This is a genomic window from Allobosea sp. Tri-44 (genome assembly GCF_004123845.1).
GTDB lineage: Bacteria > Pseudomonadota > Alphaproteobacteria > Rhizobiales > Beijerinckiaceae > Allobosea.
This window is the reverse complement of record NZ_NBDP01000042.1, coordinates 1-14,039: the sequence shown is the minus strand read 5'-3', so window position 1 is coordinate 14,039 and position 14,039 is coordinate 1. Positions and strand designations below refer to the sequence as shown.

14 protein-coding genes and 1 pseudogene are annotated in these 14,039 nt (G+C 65.6%); 7 read left to right on the top strand and 8 right to left on the bottom strand.

Annotated elements, in window-relative coordinates:
- Window positions 1–22 precede the first annotated feature (22 nt).
- From B6S44_RS23300 to B6S44_RS23290, 3 genes are read left to right on the top strand one after another with little or no spacing between them, the layout of a single operon-like run.
- Window positions 23–388, top strand: a complete 366-nt coding sequence (locus B6S44_RS23300; RefSeq protein ID WP_110488743.1) for a response regulator — start codon at window positions 23–25, stop codon at window positions 386–388.
- A gap of 47 nt (window positions 389–435) precedes the next feature.
- The gene (gene cheB / locus B6S44_RS23295) at window positions 436–1,554 is read left to right on the top strand and encodes a chemotaxis-specific protein-glutamate methyltransferase CheB (RefSeq protein WP_129159278.1); all 1,119 of its coding nucleotides are present in this window, start codon (window positions 436–438) and stop codon (window positions 1,552–1,554) included.
- The gene (locus tag B6S44_RS23290) at window positions 1,551–2,447 is read left to right on the top strand and encodes a CheR family methyltransferase (RefSeq protein WP_129159277.1); all 897 of its coding nucleotides are present in this window, start codon (window positions 1,551–1,553) and stop codon (window positions 2,445–2,447) included. The genes cheB and B6S44_RS23290 overlap by 4 nt, the downstream gene beginning before the upstream one ends.
- Window positions 2,448–2,600: 153 nt before the next feature.
- On the opposite strand, the gene ctrA is transcribed toward B6S44_RS23290, so the two are convergent.
- Window positions 2,601–3,302, bottom strand: coding sequence for a response regulator transcription factor CtrA (gene ctrA, locus B6S44_RS23285; RefSeq protein ID WP_129159276.1), 702 nt, complete (start codon window positions 3,300–3,302; stop codon window positions 2,601–2,603).
- Window positions 3,303–3,643: 341 nt separating this feature from the next.
- Between ctrA and fliI the strand changes: the two genes are divergently transcribed.
- Window positions 3,644–4,984 (top strand): flagellar protein export ATPase FliI, encoded by a 1,341-nt coding sequence (gene fliI, locus B6S44_RS23280; RefSeq protein WP_129159275.1) that lies wholly within the window; start codon window positions 3,644–3,646, stop codon window positions 4,982–4,984.
- A gap of 6 nt (window positions 4,985–4,990) precedes the next feature.
- On the opposite strand, the gene B6S44_RS23275 is transcribed toward fliI, so the two are convergent.
- Together B6S44_RS23275 and B6S44_RS23270 are read right to left on the bottom strand one after the other, a co-directional pair.
- Window positions 4,991–5,569: a TlpA disulfide reductase family protein gene (locus B6S44_RS23275; RefSeq protein WP_129159274.1), complete on the bottom strand. Its 579-nt coding sequence runs from the start codon at window positions 5,567–5,569 to the stop codon at window positions 4,991–4,993.
- Between the two features lie 113 nt (window positions 5,570–5,682).
- Window positions 5,683–6,885 carry an MFS transporter gene (locus B6S44_RS23270; protein WP_164985935.1) on the bottom strand — a complete coding sequence of 401 codons (1,203 nt, stop codon included), beginning with the start codon at window positions 6,883–6,885 and terminating at the stop codon, window positions 5,683–5,685.
- Window positions 6,886–7,236: 351 nt separating this feature from the next.
- On the opposite strand from B6S44_RS23270, the gene fliJ reads away from it, so the two are divergent.
- Window positions 7,237–7,641, top strand: a complete 405-nt coding sequence (fliJ, locus tag B6S44_RS23265) for a flagellar export protein FliJ (protein WP_129159272.1) — start codon at window positions 7,237–7,239, stop codon at window positions 7,639–7,641.
- Between the two features lie 10 nt (window positions 7,642–7,651).
- Here the strand turns inward: fliJ and B6S44_RS23260 are convergent, their stop codons facing one another.
- The 3 genes from B6S44_RS23260 to B6S44_RS23250 form a co-directional block, all read right to left on the bottom strand.
- The gene (locus B6S44_RS23260) at window positions 7,652–8,266 is read right to left on the bottom strand and encodes a GNAT family N-acetyltransferase (RefSeq protein WP_129159271.1); all 615 of its coding nucleotides are present in this window, start codon (window positions 8,264–8,266) and stop codon (window positions 7,652–7,654) included.
- 58 nt (window positions 8,267–8,324) lie between these two features.
- A complete protein-coding gene (locus tag B6S44_RS23255) occupies window positions 8,325–8,888 on the bottom strand; it encodes a TetR/AcrR family transcriptional regulator (protein WP_164985934.1) in 564 nt (187 codons plus the stop codon).
- Between the two features lie 666 nt (window positions 8,889–9,554).
- Complete coding sequence (locus B6S44_RS23250; protein ID WP_129159269.1) at window positions 9,555–10,349, bottom strand: NAD(P)H-dependent oxidoreductase; 795 nt, start codon at window positions 10,347–10,349, stop codon at window positions 9,555–9,557.
- Between the two features lie 92 nt (window positions 10,350–10,441).
- Between B6S44_RS23250 and B6S44_RS23245 the strand changes: the two genes are divergently transcribed.
- Window positions 10,442–11,362, top strand: coding sequence for a LysR family transcriptional regulator (locus B6S44_RS23245; protein WP_129159268.1), 921 nt, complete (start codon window positions 10,442–10,444; stop codon window positions 11,360–11,362).
- A 7-nt stretch (window positions 11,363–11,369) separates the two neighbouring features.
- On the opposite strand, the gene gpmI is transcribed toward B6S44_RS23245, so the two are convergent.
- Complete coding sequence (gene gpmI / locus B6S44_RS23240) at window positions 11,370–12,884, bottom strand: 2,3-bisphosphoglycerate-independent phosphoglycerate mutase (protein ID WP_129159267.1); 1,515 nt, start codon at window positions 12,882–12,884, stop codon at window positions 11,370–11,372.
- Window positions 12,885–13,095: 211 nt separating this feature from the next.
- Between gpmI and B6S44_RS23235 the strand changes: the two genes are divergently transcribed.
- Complete coding sequence (locus B6S44_RS23235; RefSeq protein WP_129159266.1) at window positions 13,096–13,839, top strand: haloacid dehalogenase type II; 744 nt, start codon at window positions 13,096–13,098, stop codon at window positions 13,837–13,839.
- 97 nt (window positions 13,840–13,936) lie between these two features.
- Here the strand turns inward: B6S44_RS23235 and B6S44_RS30210 are convergent.
- Window positions 13,937–14,039 (bottom strand): annotated as a pseudogene (locus B6S44_RS30210) (IS110 family transposase); the annotation flags it as partial.

Here is a 14,039-nt window from a genome sequence, read left to right as displayed (position 1 = left end):
CGCCGCTGCCTGGAGTCACGCCATGAAATACTGCCTCGTCGTCGATGACTCAGCCGTCATCCGCAAGGTTGCCCGCCGTATCCTGGAAGGGCTCCAGTTCCGCATCGCTGAAGCCGAGGACGGCGCGCGCGCGATCGACGCCTGCAAGGGCGAGATGCCGGACGCCATCCTGCTCGACTGGAACATGCCGGTCATGGACGGCTACGACTTCCTGCGCAATCTCCGGCAGATGCCCGGCGGCAAGCGCCCGAAGGTCGTGTTCTGCACGACCGAGAACGACATCGCCCACATCGCCCGCGCCATGCATGCCGGGGCCGACGAATACATCATGAAGCCGTTCGACAAGGAGATCGTGGCCTCGAAATTCCATCAGGTCGGCCTGCTCTAAAAGCCACACGACATGCGACATTCCTCTGCTCCAGCTGTACAATCACGATGATCACGGTGCCGACTCTCGCCGACCAGGCCCGTGTGCGTCCGAGCACGGTCGTGATCGCCGATGACTCGATGGTCGTGCGGGGACTGTTCGCGCGCTGGCTCGGCGAAAGCGGTCGCTTCCATGTCGTCGGCGTCGCCGGCGACGGAGAAGCAGCGATCGAGCATGCCGAGCGCCATCATCCCGATATCATGGTGCTCGACCTCGATATGCCCGTGCTCGACGGCGTCGAAGCCTTACCCAGAATCGTCAAGCAGAGTCCCAGGACCGCTGTTCTTCTGACGACCACACTCACCGAGCGCAATGCGAAACTCGCGCTGCAATGCATGAGCATGGGCGCCGTCGACGTCCTGCCCAAGCCGGATAGTCGCAGCGGCCTGACGCTGTCGCTGGGTTTCCGCAGCGAGCTCTTGGGCAAGCTGGGCAGCATAGCGCAGTCGAGGTCGCGTCATGGCGAGGTCGCCGCCGAGACTGGCCTCGGCGCGGTAACGCCAAGCGGGATCGTCGACCTGCGCCCGCTCGTGTCGGCAATGCCGCGCTATCTGGTGATCGGCGCCTCGACCGGCGGGCCGCGTGCCGTCGCGCGCGTCCTCAGCGATCTCGGCGATGCGGCGGCCAACCTGGTCACGCTGGTCGTTCAGCATATGCCGCCGCTTTTCACCGCCTCCTTCGCCGAGCAGATTTCTGCGCAGCTCGGGCTGCCGGCGCGCGAGCCGCATGACGGCGAGCGGCTCGCCCGTGGCACGATCTATGTCGCGCCGGGAGGGCGCCATCTCGGAATCGAACGGAAGCTCGGCCATATCGTCGCCAGCATCAGCGACAGCCCGCCGGTGCATTTCTGCCGGCCGGCGGTGGATGTGCTGTTCAATGAAGCCGCGCGCCATCTCGGCCCGGCCGCGCTTGGCCTGATCATGACCGGGATGGGCAGCGACGGTACGGAAGGAGCGACCGCGCTACGCCGTGCCGGCGCTGCAGTCATCGCCCAGGACGAGCCCTCGAGCACGGTCTGGGGCATGCCGGGCTCGGTCGTGCGCGCCAGGCAAGCGAGCGCCGTCCTGTCGCTCGGCACTATCGGCCCGGCGATCCGGGCGCTCATCGGCGGGAGCCATCCCGCATGACCGAGATGGATTTCGATTTCCTGCGGGTGCTCCTGCAGCGGCGCTCAGGCCTCTTTCTCAGCACCGAGAAGCGCTATCTCGTCGAGAGCCGGCTCGGCATGCTCTGCCGGCGGCGCGCAATTGCAGGGATACCGGCACTGGTCGCGCAGCTGCGCATCTGCCCCGCTTCCGAGCTCGAAGCGGCCGTCATCGATGCAATGACGACCAACGAGACGCTGTTTTTTCGCGACCGCACACCCTTCGACCTGTTCCGCGACATTCTCCTGCCCGAGAAGCTCGCCGCCAATGCGCAAAGCCGGACGCTGCGCATCTGGTGCGCCGCTGTCTCGACCGGTCAGGAGGCCTATTCGCTTGCCATGCTGCTCGACGAGGTGGCTGACCGCCTCGCCGGTTGGACGGTCGAGATCCTCGGCACTGACATTTCCGCCGACGTCCTCGAGCGGGCGCGCCAAGGCCTCTACAGTCAGTTCGAGGTGCAGCGCGGCTTGCCGATCCAGCTCCTGCTCAAGCATTTCCGGCAGGAGGGCGACAAATGGCGCCTGTCCGAGCGCATTCGGGACAGGGTCGAACTCAAGCAGCACAATCTCCTGGAGCCGAATCATCAATTCGGCCAGTTCGACATCATCTTCTGCCGCAACGTGTTGATCTATTTCGACGTCCCGACCAAGGCGCGCGTGATGGCCGCCCTCGCTGGACGGCTGGCGCAGAACGGCGCCTTCATCCTCGGCGCGGCAGAGACCGTCATCGGCATCACCACGACCCTGGTCCCGGACCCGCAATACCGCGGCGTCTACCGCGATGCCGCTTCGACTGCACAGGCGCGGCGACCGGGCTTTGCCGCGCCCGCAGAGCGCAGCAGCGTGCTTCCCCCGCTCAAGATCGTCCGGACCTGACGCCGGGCGTTCTCACTGGCGTTCGACGGAGCTGGCGTCGCCGACAAACAAAAACCCCGCCTCGCGGCGGGGTCCCCGTTCACCTGTCGTGTACATCCGACGATCAGGCGATCTAACTGATAGGCGCCCACGATGACGCCGCAATGACGGACCTCAGGCCGGGATGCGCTCTTCGACTTCGGTCGGCTCGCGCAGCACGTAGCCGCGGCCCCAGACCGTCTCGATGTAGTTCTTGCCGTCGGAGGCGTTGGCGAGCTTCTTGCGCAACTTGCAGATGAAGACGTCGATGATCTTGAGCTCAGGCTCGTCCATGCCGCCATAAAGGTGGTTCAGGAACATTTCCTTGGTCAGCGTCGTGCCTTTGCGGAGCGATAGCAGCTCCAGCATCTGGTATTCCTTACCGGTCAGGTGCACCCGGGCTGCATCCACTTCGACGGTCTTGGTGTCGAGGTTGACGATGAGGTCGCCCGTCGTGATCACCGACTGGGCGTGGCCCTTCGAGCGGCGCACGATGGCGTGGATGCGGGCGACCAGTTCGTCCTTGTGGAACGGCTTGGTCAGATAGTCGTCGGCGCCGAAGCCGAGGCCCTTGACCTTGTCCTCGATGCCGGCGAGGCCGGAGAGGATCAGGATCGGCGTCTTGACCTTGGCGACGCGCAGAGAGCGCAGCACCTCGTAACCCGACATGTCGGGGAGATTCAGGTCGAGAAGGATGATGTCGTAGTCGTAGAGCTTGCCGAGATCGACACCCTCTTCGCCGAGATCGGTCGTGTAGACGTTGAAGCTCTCGGACTTCAGCATCAGCTCGATGCTTTGAGCGGTCGCGCTATCGTCTTCGATCAGCAGAACCCGCATGTCACGTCCCCAATTTCGCCCCGAGGCAGCGATCCCGTTCATTCCCCCAAAACCCTCGTGGTCCTGGAGACGAACGCTTGCCCGATGAAACGCCACGCGACACGCTACGGGGAAATGGTTAACAAACCCTGATTCCCGGGCGCAAGTGCTTCTTGGCGAAAGGTTGACGATCCTTGTCGAGGTGAGTCGAATTTGACACGGATCGTTCGAGCTTCGGCCGCGAATGCACCTTTCGCGTAAGCTCGCGTCGAGGAATCAGGCGCAAATCGCTTAACTCTTCGACGCAGCTTCGAAACGCAGTGTTAATCACTCAGCTTAATGAAAGGTTTACGGCAGGGATCATGAGCGGCGCTTCGGCAGGCCAGGACCGGTTATCCACACTCGCCGCGATGATCGGCGAGCTCGAGGCCACCTCCGTCTATGGCCGCGTCACCGCCGTGCGCGGCCTGCTGGTCGAGGTCTCCGGGCCGATCTCGGCTATGAGCCTGGGCGGCCGGGTCGGCATCGAGATCGCGTCCGGGATCCGCGTTCCCTGCGAAGTCATCGGCTTTTCCGGTGAAAAGGCGCTGGTCATGCCTTTTGGCGGGCTCGACGGCGTTCGCCGCGGCTGCCCGGCCTATGTCGACCGCGCCGTGGCCGGGCTGCGTCCGACCACGGCCTGGCTCGGCCGCGTCGTCGATGCGCTTGGCCGGCCGGTCGATGGCGGCCCGCCGCTGCCCCAGGGCGAGTTCACCATCCCCTTCCGCAACGACCCGCCGCCTGCCCATTCTCGCCGGCGCGTCGGCGCGCCGCTCGATCTCGGCGTGCGCGCCCTCAATACCTTCCTGACCTGCTGCCTTGGCCAGCGGATGGGCATCTTCGCCGGCTCCGGCGTCGGCAAATCGGTGCTTTTGTCGATGCTGGCGCGCTATGCGAGGGCCGACGTCAACATTATCGGCCTCGTCGGCGAGCGCGGCCGCGAGGTTCAGGAATTCCTCCAGGACGATCTCGGGCCGGACGGCCTTGCCCGCTCGATCGTCGTGGTCGCGACCTCGGACGAGCCGGCGCTGATGCGCAAGCAGGCCGCGCTGACGACGCTGACGCTCGCCGAATTCTTCCGCGACCACGGGCGGCAGGTGATGTGTCTGATGGATTCGGTCACGCGCTTCGCCATGGCGATGCGCGAGATTGGCCTCGCCGCCGGCGAGCCGCCTACGACCAAAGGCTATACCCCGACCGTCTTCGCCGAATTGCCGCGCCTGCTCGAACGCGCCGGCCCCGGCACCGGCGACGGCGCGATCACCGGTCTCTTCACCGTGCTGGTCGATGGCGGAGACCATGACGAACCCGTCGCCGACGCGGTGCGCGGCATCCTCGACGGCCATATCGTGATGGAACGCTCGATCGCCGAGCGCGGCCGCTACCCGGCGGTCAACATCCTGAAATCGGTGTCGCGCACCATGCCGCGCTCCTGCGACCCACTCTATTATCCGGTCGTACAGAAGGCGCGCGCCACGCTCGCGACCTATGCCGACATGGAAGAGCTGATTCGGCTCGGCGCCTATCGCCAGGGCGCGTCCGCCGAGGTCGACGAGGCGATCCGGCTCAACCCCGAGCTCGAAGCTTTCCTGAAGCAGGCCAAGGACGAAGCGACCGGACTCGCCGACGGCTATTCCCGGCTCGCCCGAATCATGGGGATGTGAGCGGCGCTACAGCCGCCCGATATGGTCGAGCAGGGCGGTCGCCTGAGGCGACGCCCAGTCCGCCTCGCCGAGCATATAGCCGCGCACGCCGCCGCGCCGATCGGTAACGTAGATCACGGGCAGCCCCTCCGCTGTTGACAGCGGCTGCTGCGTCCCTGCCCCCGCGATGACCTTACCGGCGCGATCGTAGAAGACCGGCAGCCGCTTGATGCCGAGGCGCACCAAATACTGACGGACGTGAGAAAGCTCGCGCTCATCGGTGCTGATGGTCACGAGCTCGACGTCTCTCGCCTTGAAATCGGCGAGCTGGCGTTCGAAGCGCGGTAAGGTGATTCGGCAGACCGGGCACCAGGTCGCCCAGAGATAGACGAGACAGACCTTGCCCGGCACCGGCCGGGCAAGGGCGGGCTTGCCGTCGAGCCCTTGCAGGGTGAGCGGCGCCATCGGCTGGACCGGATCGAGTTCGATGAACTGATAGCGCGCCGTCCGGAATTGCGGCAGCCGCGTTTCAGCCAGCCCCGGTGCCGCAAGCAGTCCGAGCGTGGCCTGCAGGGCAAGGCGGCGGGTGAATGAACAGGGCGGCATGTGGTCTTCAGCTCGGTCGCTTCGGGAAGGCCGCGTGATAGGGCGGCGCGCGCCATGCCCCTATGCACGATCGCGTCAGTGGCGCAGCCGACCATGTCGTTTCCGGCACCGCGCTAGCTCCTGAGCCTGCGCACCAGCACGATCATCGCGAGCAGGGCCATGCTCTGGATCACCGCCGACACCATAAGCGTGCCCGATGCGCCCAGCCGCTCGACCATCAGCGCGAACAGCAGCGGCGCCGCCGCGAAGGTCAGATTCTGCGGCACGGTCAGGCGGCCGAGCATCGTGCCGAAGCCGTGACGGCCAAACAGCGCCAGCGGCAGGGTCGCGCGCGCGACCGCGATCACGCCCATGGCCGCGCTGAACAGGATGACGAAGGCGATCGCGATAGCGCTCGACCCCGGCGCAAGCGCCATCAGCAGGCAGGCCGCCGGTCCGAGCGCGAGTCCGGCGAGAGCCACCCGCTCGACCGGGAGGCGCTCGCCCGCAACCGCATCGACCGCTCGCGCCATCAGGGTCGCCGGGCCGCTCAGCGAGGCGATCGTCACCGCGCTCACCGCCCCGATGCCAGCCCCCTGCATCAGCCCGATAATGTGCAGCGGCAGCCCCCATGATACGAGCCCGCTCGCCGAGAAGCTCAGCGCCAGCAGCCAGAATATCGGCCGCCGCTCGCCGGGCGGCACCCTGCCCTGCTCTTCGGCCGGCATGGCGGACGGGCCGGGTTCGGCCAGCGGCTTGGCGCGATAGGCCGGGATGGCAAGATGGATCGGCAGCACGACCACGAGCTGGATCGCCGCGAAGACCATGAGGCAGGTGCGCCAGCCAAAGTCGGCACTGAGCCAGGCGGTCAGCGGCCAGAACACGCTGGAAGCAAGGCCGGTGACCAGCATCATCAGCCCGATGACGCGGCGGGTGCGCTCGCCCATCAGCTGTGCCACCGTGACATTGCCGGTGTTGGCGAGCTGCATCGCATGGCCAATGCCGATCACGAACCAGGTCGCGAGATAGCTGATCGGGCCCTGCGCCAGCGCCAGCAGCGCCAACCCCAGTGCCGAGATCACCGCCCCCAGCGCCATGGCATGCCGCGTGCCGCGCCGGTCGAGATGACGCCCGAGCAGAGGAGCGACCGCCGCTCCGATCACCAGCAGGATCGTGATCCCGCCGAAGATGACCGCCGGTCCGAGCTTAAGCTCGCGATCGAGATAGGCCGCCAGAACCGAAGGCGAATAGTAGATCGAGCCCCAGCCGATGATCCGCGTCAGGGCGAGTCCGCTCAGCAGCAGACTGTACTCGGGGAGGCGGCGCGAGAAGGGCAAGGATTCTGTCCGGCGCGCTGGCACGCGCACCCCTTGTTATTGATTCGCCCCACGCTAGCGCGAGCTGTGCTCGACCGGGAGAGCCCGGGACGCACCCGTTGCATGCATCGAAAGCGAGCGATCCTGGTAAGAAACGGTCAACCTCCTTGCGCCATTGTGATTTTCGTCTCGCGGAGTGTTCCGGTGGCGAGCCGAGGGGTCGGCGCGCCACCAGAGTCGGATCCGATCAGGTTGAACCAACCCGGTCGGTGAATCCGTCTCTGAACAAAAGTTGGAGACCGTTTTACCGGCCGGCTTGCGATGCAGGCAGACCGGAACGGGCTCGATGCGTAATCAGGAGTTGGGCACGACATGAAGTCGCGAGAGACCCTTTTGCGTCTCAAACGCTTCCAGGTGGACGAAAAGCGCCGCCGGGTAAGCCAGATTGAGATGATGATCGCGGAATTCAACCGGATGGCTGGAGATCTCGATCGCGAGATCCAGAACGAGGAAACGCGTGCCGGTATCTCCGACCCCGCGCATTTCGCCTACCCGACCTATGCCAAGGCGGCACTGGGGCGTCGCGACAATCTTCGCCAGTCCGCGGATAATCTTCAAGGCCAGCTCGACGAGGCCAAGGCCGAGCTGCAGGAAGCCTTCGAGGACATGAAGAAGGTCGAGATCCTCGACGATCGCGAACGCGCCACCGAGCGTGCCGCCGAAGCCGCCCGCGATCAGGCGATGATGGACTCGATCGGGCTGCGCTCGCGCGTTTGAAGACGAGCCCCTACTCGATCACCGGATGATGCGGGACAGCGGTGCGCAGCATCGCCCCGCCGAGGCGCGGATCGTCGTCGACCTCAACGCCACGCTTGAACGCCGTGAAGCCCGAACGCTGGTAGAACTCGACCGCGCCCTGATGGTCGAGCGTGCAGGTATGCACCCAGAAGCGGCTGATAGGTCTCGCCCAGGCGCGCTCCAGCGCCCGGTTCATCAGCCAGCGCCCGGCCCCCTTCCCGACAACGCTCTCGTCGAGGCCGAAGAAGGCGAGTTCGCCCTCGCCTTCAACCCTGAAGTCGAGCTCGAGCAAACCGACGTCACGCCCGTCGAAGCGCACCGCGAAAAAGTCGACTGCCGGGTCGGTGAGGATCGCCTGGAGCTCCGTGACCGGCTTGACCAGCCGGCTGAACCACATCCAGCGCTCGCCGAGCAGGCGATAGACCGCAAGATAGCGCGCCACGTCCTCGCGCCCGATCTCTTCCAGCGAGAAGCCCTCGACGCCCGGCGGGTCGGGCCGTCGCGTCGGCGCTGAGAACATCTCGAGCGAGGTCACGATCGCAGCGATCTTGCCGGCTGGCAGGTCGGTGGTGCCGTTCAGGCTGATGGCGAAGGTCTCGGGCATGGCTTCCGGTCGGCAGGTGGCATCGGTGGCCGCGTTGCACGGCCGTGTCACCTACCTGCTACTGTCTGGCGCCGATTCCGTCGAGAAGGGTCACGACAGCCAGTTCGGCGATCTTCTCGCTACTGGCGCCACTCGCGCGACTCCATTCCGGCACCCGGTTGAGCCCTCCGAGGAAGTACGGCACCAACAGGCGCAGATCGTGTCCAGCCGCAGCTTCACCGCTGGCAACTCCGCCGGCGAACAGATCGTGCCAGAGCTGGGCATATTTCTCGCGCATCTTGCGGCTGCGCCGCTTGATGACTAGCGGCAAGTGCTCGTAGACATGCATATACTTCTGGTCCTTCCCGACCAGACTGGCGATATGCACCTCCACCGCCGCCGACAGCCTCCGCGCGAAGGGAGTTTCCTTGGGCAGATCGCGGATCGTCCCTGCGACACGCGCATAGAGTGTCTCGATCCCCTGATTGAGGATTTCTTCGACGATCTCGTCCTTCGACTTGAAATGGTAGTAGAGACTGCCCGCCTTCATATCGACCATCGCCGCCACCGCCCGCATCGTGCAGGCATCGTAGCCCTCGCGAACGATGAGCTCTGCCGCGGCGTCGAGAATCTCGGTCCGCATCGGCTTTGGCCTTGCCGTCTCCACCGAACCAGCCCCGCCCGGCCGTCTTCCGTTACGCGCTTTCATCCTGGATCCGCCCGTCCCCGGCATCCGCGACGATCCGCCCCCTCCGAATCGATCATGCACCCATCCGGAAGCGCATGATCGCCGTCACTACTTTCCCTTGCGCGAAGGATCAAGGCGACAACCTTGCCGTTCAATCCGAAAATCCATAGTCATCGCACAAAGATTAAACCAAACGATAGTTTGGGCTGACTTGCGACGAGTATTTCAGCTCGGTCTTGAGTCTGCTGAAGTCACGCAAATCTGCTCGCCGGGCAAGATGTACCTGCGCATATCGAGCGGCCCGTGCAGCCAGCGCCATGCAGATTATTCGGCTCGCTGAGCCCGACCTCAGCGCTTGCCGGACGTCTCTTTCCGCTCGTGCTTGCCGGCAGCCAGGCCTTCAGGATCATCCGGCTCATAGGGAGCATGTGGCCCGGTCGGGTGAGCGGAACGCGGATTTGGTCCCGCGCGCCGCTGGTCTTGCTCACCGGACTGTCCCGGGCGCTGCGCAGTCACGAAGGCAGCGGGCGTATCGGTCGGGCGGTTGCTGTGCTTGTTGGGCATGGGCGGTCCCTTCACCAGGAACAACCGCCCTCTGCCCCATGAGTTCCGCGTGGGCGCCTAATCCACCGTCGCTGCGTCCACATGCAGCGCAAAGCCGCGGCCTCCCGGCTCACCCAACTCCGGCCGCAACGTCATCGCCGGAACGACGTAGTCACCGAAGTTCTGGCGTCGGTAGGGAATAGGCGCGGTGGTCGTTAGCGTGCGCATGCGCTCACGCAACCGCGCGGTCGCCTCTTCGAAATCCGCTTCCTTGAACCGGTCGACCCGGTAGACGACGTGAGGCGGCAGCACCTCATAGCCGGGATAGTAGAGAATGCCGTGGTTGATCGGGAACAGCAGGTCCTCGATCGGCCCGTTGATGCCGCGGGAGGAGTAATGCTCCTCCCAGCCACCGGCAGTGACGATCAGCATGGCGCGCTTGCCCGCGAGGGTGCCTTCACCGAAGCGGTTGCCCCAGCGCTTCTCGCTGTGCTCGCCGACACCATAGGCAAAGCCGTAAGCGAAGACCCGATCGACCCAGCCCTTGAGGATCGCCGGCATCGTGTACCACCACAGCGGGAACTGCAGGATCAGCGTGTCGGCCCAGAGCAGCTTCTCGATCTCAACCTTGACGTCGGCGGTCAGCGTGCCCTCGCCGAAGGCCTGCTTCGAGGCGGCACCAGCGGCAAAACGCTCGCCATCCGGCCAGCTCGGGAAATCGGCGCGATCGACTTCTGACTTCCAGCCCTCGGCATAGAGATCGCTGACGCGAACCTCATGGCCCTGGGCCCCCAGTTCGGCAACGGCGGCGTCGCGCAGCGCGCCGTTGAGCGAGCGGCGTTCGGGATGGGCGAAAACAAGCAGGACCTTCATGGCGGAGCCTTTCCGAGAGGATGAGGCTTTCCAGCTAGGCGCTGTTCCGCTTCTGCACTACAACGGTGCAATGGATATTATTGTGCCGTTTTATGGATAAATCAGACATCACGCTGGAACGCATGCGCAGCTTCGTCCGCGTCGCCGAGCGCGGTAGCCTGTCGGCGGTGGCGCGCGAGCTCGGCCTTGGCCAATCCTCAGTGACGCGGCATCTCAACGAGCTGGAAGACGCGCTCGGTATCGCCCTGCTCAGCCGCACCACTCGCCGTGTTACGCTGACCGAGGAAGGCAGCCGCTACTATCAGAACTGCCTCGCCATCCTGCGCCTGGTCGAGCAGGCGAGCGACGAGGCCCGCAGCGCCGGTGACGCCCCGGCCGGCACGGTACGTCTCTCCTGCACCGCCTCTTTCGGTGTCCTGCATGTCACGCGGCTGCTCTTCGCCTTCCAGGATCGGCACCCGCAGATCGATATCGACCTCAGCCTCAGCGACGAGCGCATCGACCTCGTCCGCGAGGGCATCGACATCGCCATCCGCCTCGGCCCGCTCGCCGACAGCACGCTGAAGCTGCGACCTCTCGGCCGATCGCAAAGACTGTTCGTCGCCGCGCCGCATTATCTGGCCCGGCATGGCATCCCGACCTCAGCGGACGACCTCGCCAGGCATCAGGGCATCCGCATGACGAACGTCGCCGGCAGCGCCATGCTCGCCTTCGCAGGCAAAGCCGGAGAGCATTACAACGTCCCCTTCGACGGGCGATTGCGGGTCGATCATGGCCTGGCCGTGCGCGAGGCGCTGCTCGCCGGCCGCGGCATCGCGCCCACCCATCGCTGGCTCGTCGACGATCTGCTGGCGTCCGGCCAGCTGGAGCCGATCCTGACCGCCTACACCCTGCCGAGCGTGCCGCTCAGCATGCTGATCGTGCCTGAACGGGCGGCCGTGGCCCGCGTCCGCCTGCTGATCGATTTCATGGCTGCGGAGATCGCCTCGATCCCCGGCATGGCGCCGACCTGAATCCTGTTCAGCGCAGCAGAGACTGGCCGGTCATCTCGGCCGGCTGCTCCAATCCGAGCAGCGCAAGCAGCGTCGGCGAGACATCGGCGAGGCGGCCCTCGGCCAGTCCCTTCGCCTGCCCGCCGATCAGCATCACCGGCACCGGGAAGGTAGTGTGGGCGGTGTGCGGATTGCCGGTGACGGGATCGACCATCAATTCGGCATTGCCGTGATCGGCCGTGACCAGCAGCGCCCCGCCCTTGGCGAGGATGGCGTCAGCGATCTGGCCGAGGCTCGTATCGATCGTCTCGACCGCCTTGATCGCCGCCGAGAGCACGCCGGTATGGCCGACCATGTCCGGGTTGGCGAAGTTCAGGACGAAGAGATCGTACTGCCCGTTCTCGATCGCGGCGACCACCTTCCCGGTCAGCTCCGGCGCCGACATCTCCGGCTGCAGGTCATAGGTCGCGACCTTCGGCGAGGGCGTCATGCTGCGCTCCTCGCCCTCGAACGGCTCCTCGCGCCCGCCATTGAAGAAATAGGTGACGTGTGGGTACTTCTCGGTCTCGGCGAAGCGTATCTGCTTCAGCCCCGCCTTCGAGACGGTCTCGCCGAGGCCATTGGCGAGGCTCTGCGGCGCAAACAGCGCCGGCATGACTTTGTCGAGCTCGGAGCTGTACGAGGTCGTCCCGACCGCTGCGACGAGTTTCGGCATGCGCGGGCGCGGGAAGCCGCTGAACGCGGCAAAGAGCAGCGGCGCCAGAATCTCGCGGATGCGGTCGGCGCGGAAATTGAAGCTTAGCAGGCCATCGCCATCGGCCATGCCGCGATAATCGCCGATCGCCGCCGGCTTGATGAACTCGTCGCTGACAGTGGCGGCATAGGCCGCCTCGATAGCGGAAGCTGCGGTCGGCATCCGCTCGCCCTCGCCGAGCGCCAGCGCCTTCCAGGCGAGCTCGACGCGCTCCCAGCGATTGTCGCGATCCATCGCATAGTAGCGGCCGGAGACCGTCGCGACCTTGACCTGCGGCGGCAGCGCAGCTTCCAGCGCAGCGACATACTCTGCCGCCGAGCGTGGGGGGGTATCGCGCCCATCGGTGAAGACATGGATGACTGCGGGCACGCCCGCCGCGACCACGAGCTTCGCCAGCGCCACCGCATGATCCTGATGGGCGTGGACGCCGCCGGGCGAGATCAGGCCGAGGATATGGCAGGTGCCGCCGCTGGCCTTGAGCCTGCCGATCAGCCCGCTCGCATCCAGCGCCTGCTTCAGCGTGCCGTTCGTGATCGCCTGATTGATGCGCGGCAGGTCCTGCATCACCACGCGGCCGGCGCCCAAGTTGAGGTGGCCGACCTCGGAATTACCCATCTGCCCCTCGGGCAGGCCGACATCGAGCCCGGAGGTGCGCAGGAAGGCGTGCGGGGATGAGGCCCAGAACCGGTCGAAATTGGGCGTCTTCGCCAGCAGGACCGCGTTGTTGTCCTTGTCGTCGCGCCAGCCCCAGCCATCGAGGATCATCAGCATGACGGGGCGGCTGGACATTCCGATATCCTGTGCGTCTGCGAACAAGTGCTTGTGCGGATATCACGCTCCGCGCGGCCAAGGCGAGCGCTATCATCCAGTGGAAAGTCATCCCGGCCAAGCCGCGATAGCGGCGCAGAGCCGGGATCCATTCCGGAACGGTTCAGGCATGGATCCCGGGTCTCCCTGCGGTCGCCCGGGATGACGGAACAGGATGGCGGAAGGAAACACCATGCCGATCAAGGCCGTCGTCTTCGATGCCTATGGCACACTATTCGACGTCCAGTCGGTCGCCGGCGTCACCGATGCCGCCTTCCCGGGCCATGGCGAGACCATCACCCAGATCTGGCGATTGAAGCAGCTCGAATACACCTGGCTGCGGGCGCTGATGGGCCGCTACGAGGACTTCTGGAGCGTGACGCAGGCCTCGCTCGACTTCACGCTGAAGACGCTTGGCCTCGAAGCGACGCCCGAGTTCCTCGCCCGCATCGCCGCGGCTTATGACGCGCTGGCACTCTATCCAGAAGCGCTGGCGGCGCTGCAGGGCCTCGCCCCGACGCGCCTCGCCATCTTCTCCAATGGCAGCCCCGCCATGCTGGAGAATCTCACCCGGCAGGCCGGCATCGACAAGCTGCTGGAGACCGTGATCAGCGTCGACGAGATCGGCAGCTACAAGCCCGATCCGCGCGGCTACCGCCTGGTCGAGGAGCGGCTCGGCCTGACGCGCGACGAGATCTTGTTCGTCTCCTCCAACGGCTTCGACATCTCCGGCGCCAAGGCCTACGGCATGACCGTGGCGCGCATCGAGCGTGTAACCTCGAAGGCCCTGCGCGACGAACTCGCAGACGCGGCGGTGATCGGTCCGAAGAGCCTGTTCAAGGCGCTGCGCATGCAGCCGGAGCAACTCGGCGAAGGCGCGGACCTGACGATCTCGTCGCTGACGGAGCTCGTGCCTTATGTGGCGGCTAGGCGGTGAGCATGGGCGCAATCCAGCTAGCTGTGACGGCCGGACATCCGCGAGAAACCCCTCTCCCGGATGGGAGAGGGGCAGGGGTGAGCGACTGTCTTGGTGGTCAAGCGTCTTGTTCGCGCCATGGTTGTTGGTCCCGGATGACGGCATTGAGGATCGTGACGAGTTTTCGGGCCGTCGCGATGATGGCGACGAGCTTTGGCTTT

What these genes read in the sequence shown, in the direction of transcription:
- B6S44_RS23300 (WP_110488743.1), top strand. Translation starts at nt 23, where the DNA reads ATGAAATACTGCCTCGTCGTCGATGACTCAGCCGTCATCCGCAAGGTT.
- cheB (WP_129159278.1), top strand. Translation starts at nt 436, where the DNA reads ATGATCACGGTGCCGACTCTCGCCGACCAGGCCCGTGTGCGTCCGAGC.
- B6S44_RS23290 (WP_129159277.1), top strand. Translation starts at nt 1,551, where the DNA reads ATGACCGAGATGGATTTCGATTTCCTGCGGGTGCTCCTGCAGCGGCGC.
- ctrA (WP_129159276.1), bottom strand. Translation starts at nt 3,302, where the DNA reads ATGCGGGTTCTGCTGATCGAAGACGATAGCGCGACCGCTCAAAGCATC.
- fliI (WP_129159275.1), top strand. Translation starts at nt 3,644, where the DNA reads ATGAGCGGCGCTTCGGCAGGCCAGGACCGGTTATCCACACTCGCCGCG.
- B6S44_RS23275 (WP_129159274.1), bottom strand. Translation starts at nt 5,569, where the DNA reads ATGCCGCCCTGTTCATTCACCCGCCGCCTTGCCCTGCAGGCCACGCTC.
- fliJ (WP_129159272.1), top strand. Translation starts at nt 7,237, where the DNA reads ATGAAGTCGCGAGAGACCCTTTTGCGTCTCAAACGCTTCCAGGTGGAC.
- B6S44_RS23260 (WP_129159271.1), bottom strand. Translation starts at nt 8,266, where the DNA reads ATGCCCGAGACCTTCGCCATCAGCCTGAACGGCACCACCGACCTGCCA.
- B6S44_RS23255 (WP_164985934.1), bottom strand. Translation starts at nt 8,888, where the DNA reads ATGCGGACCGAGATTCTCGACGCCGCGGCAGAGCTCATCGTTCGCGAG.
- B6S44_RS23250 (WP_129159269.1), bottom strand. Translation starts at nt 10,349, where the DNA reads ATGAAGGTCCTGCTTGTTTTCGCCCATCCCGAACGCCGCTCGCTCAAC.
- B6S44_RS23245 (WP_129159268.1), top strand. Translation starts at nt 10,442, where the DNA reads ATGGATAAATCAGACATCACGCTGGAACGCATGCGCAGCTTCGTCCGC.
- gpmI (WP_129159267.1), bottom strand. Translation starts at nt 12,884, where the DNA reads ATGTCCAGCCGCCCCGTCATGCTGATGATCCTCGATGGCTGGGGCTGG.
- B6S44_RS23235 (WP_129159266.1), top strand. Translation starts at nt 13,096, where the DNA reads ATGCCGATCAAGGCCGTCGTCTTCGATGCCTATGGCACACTATTCGAC.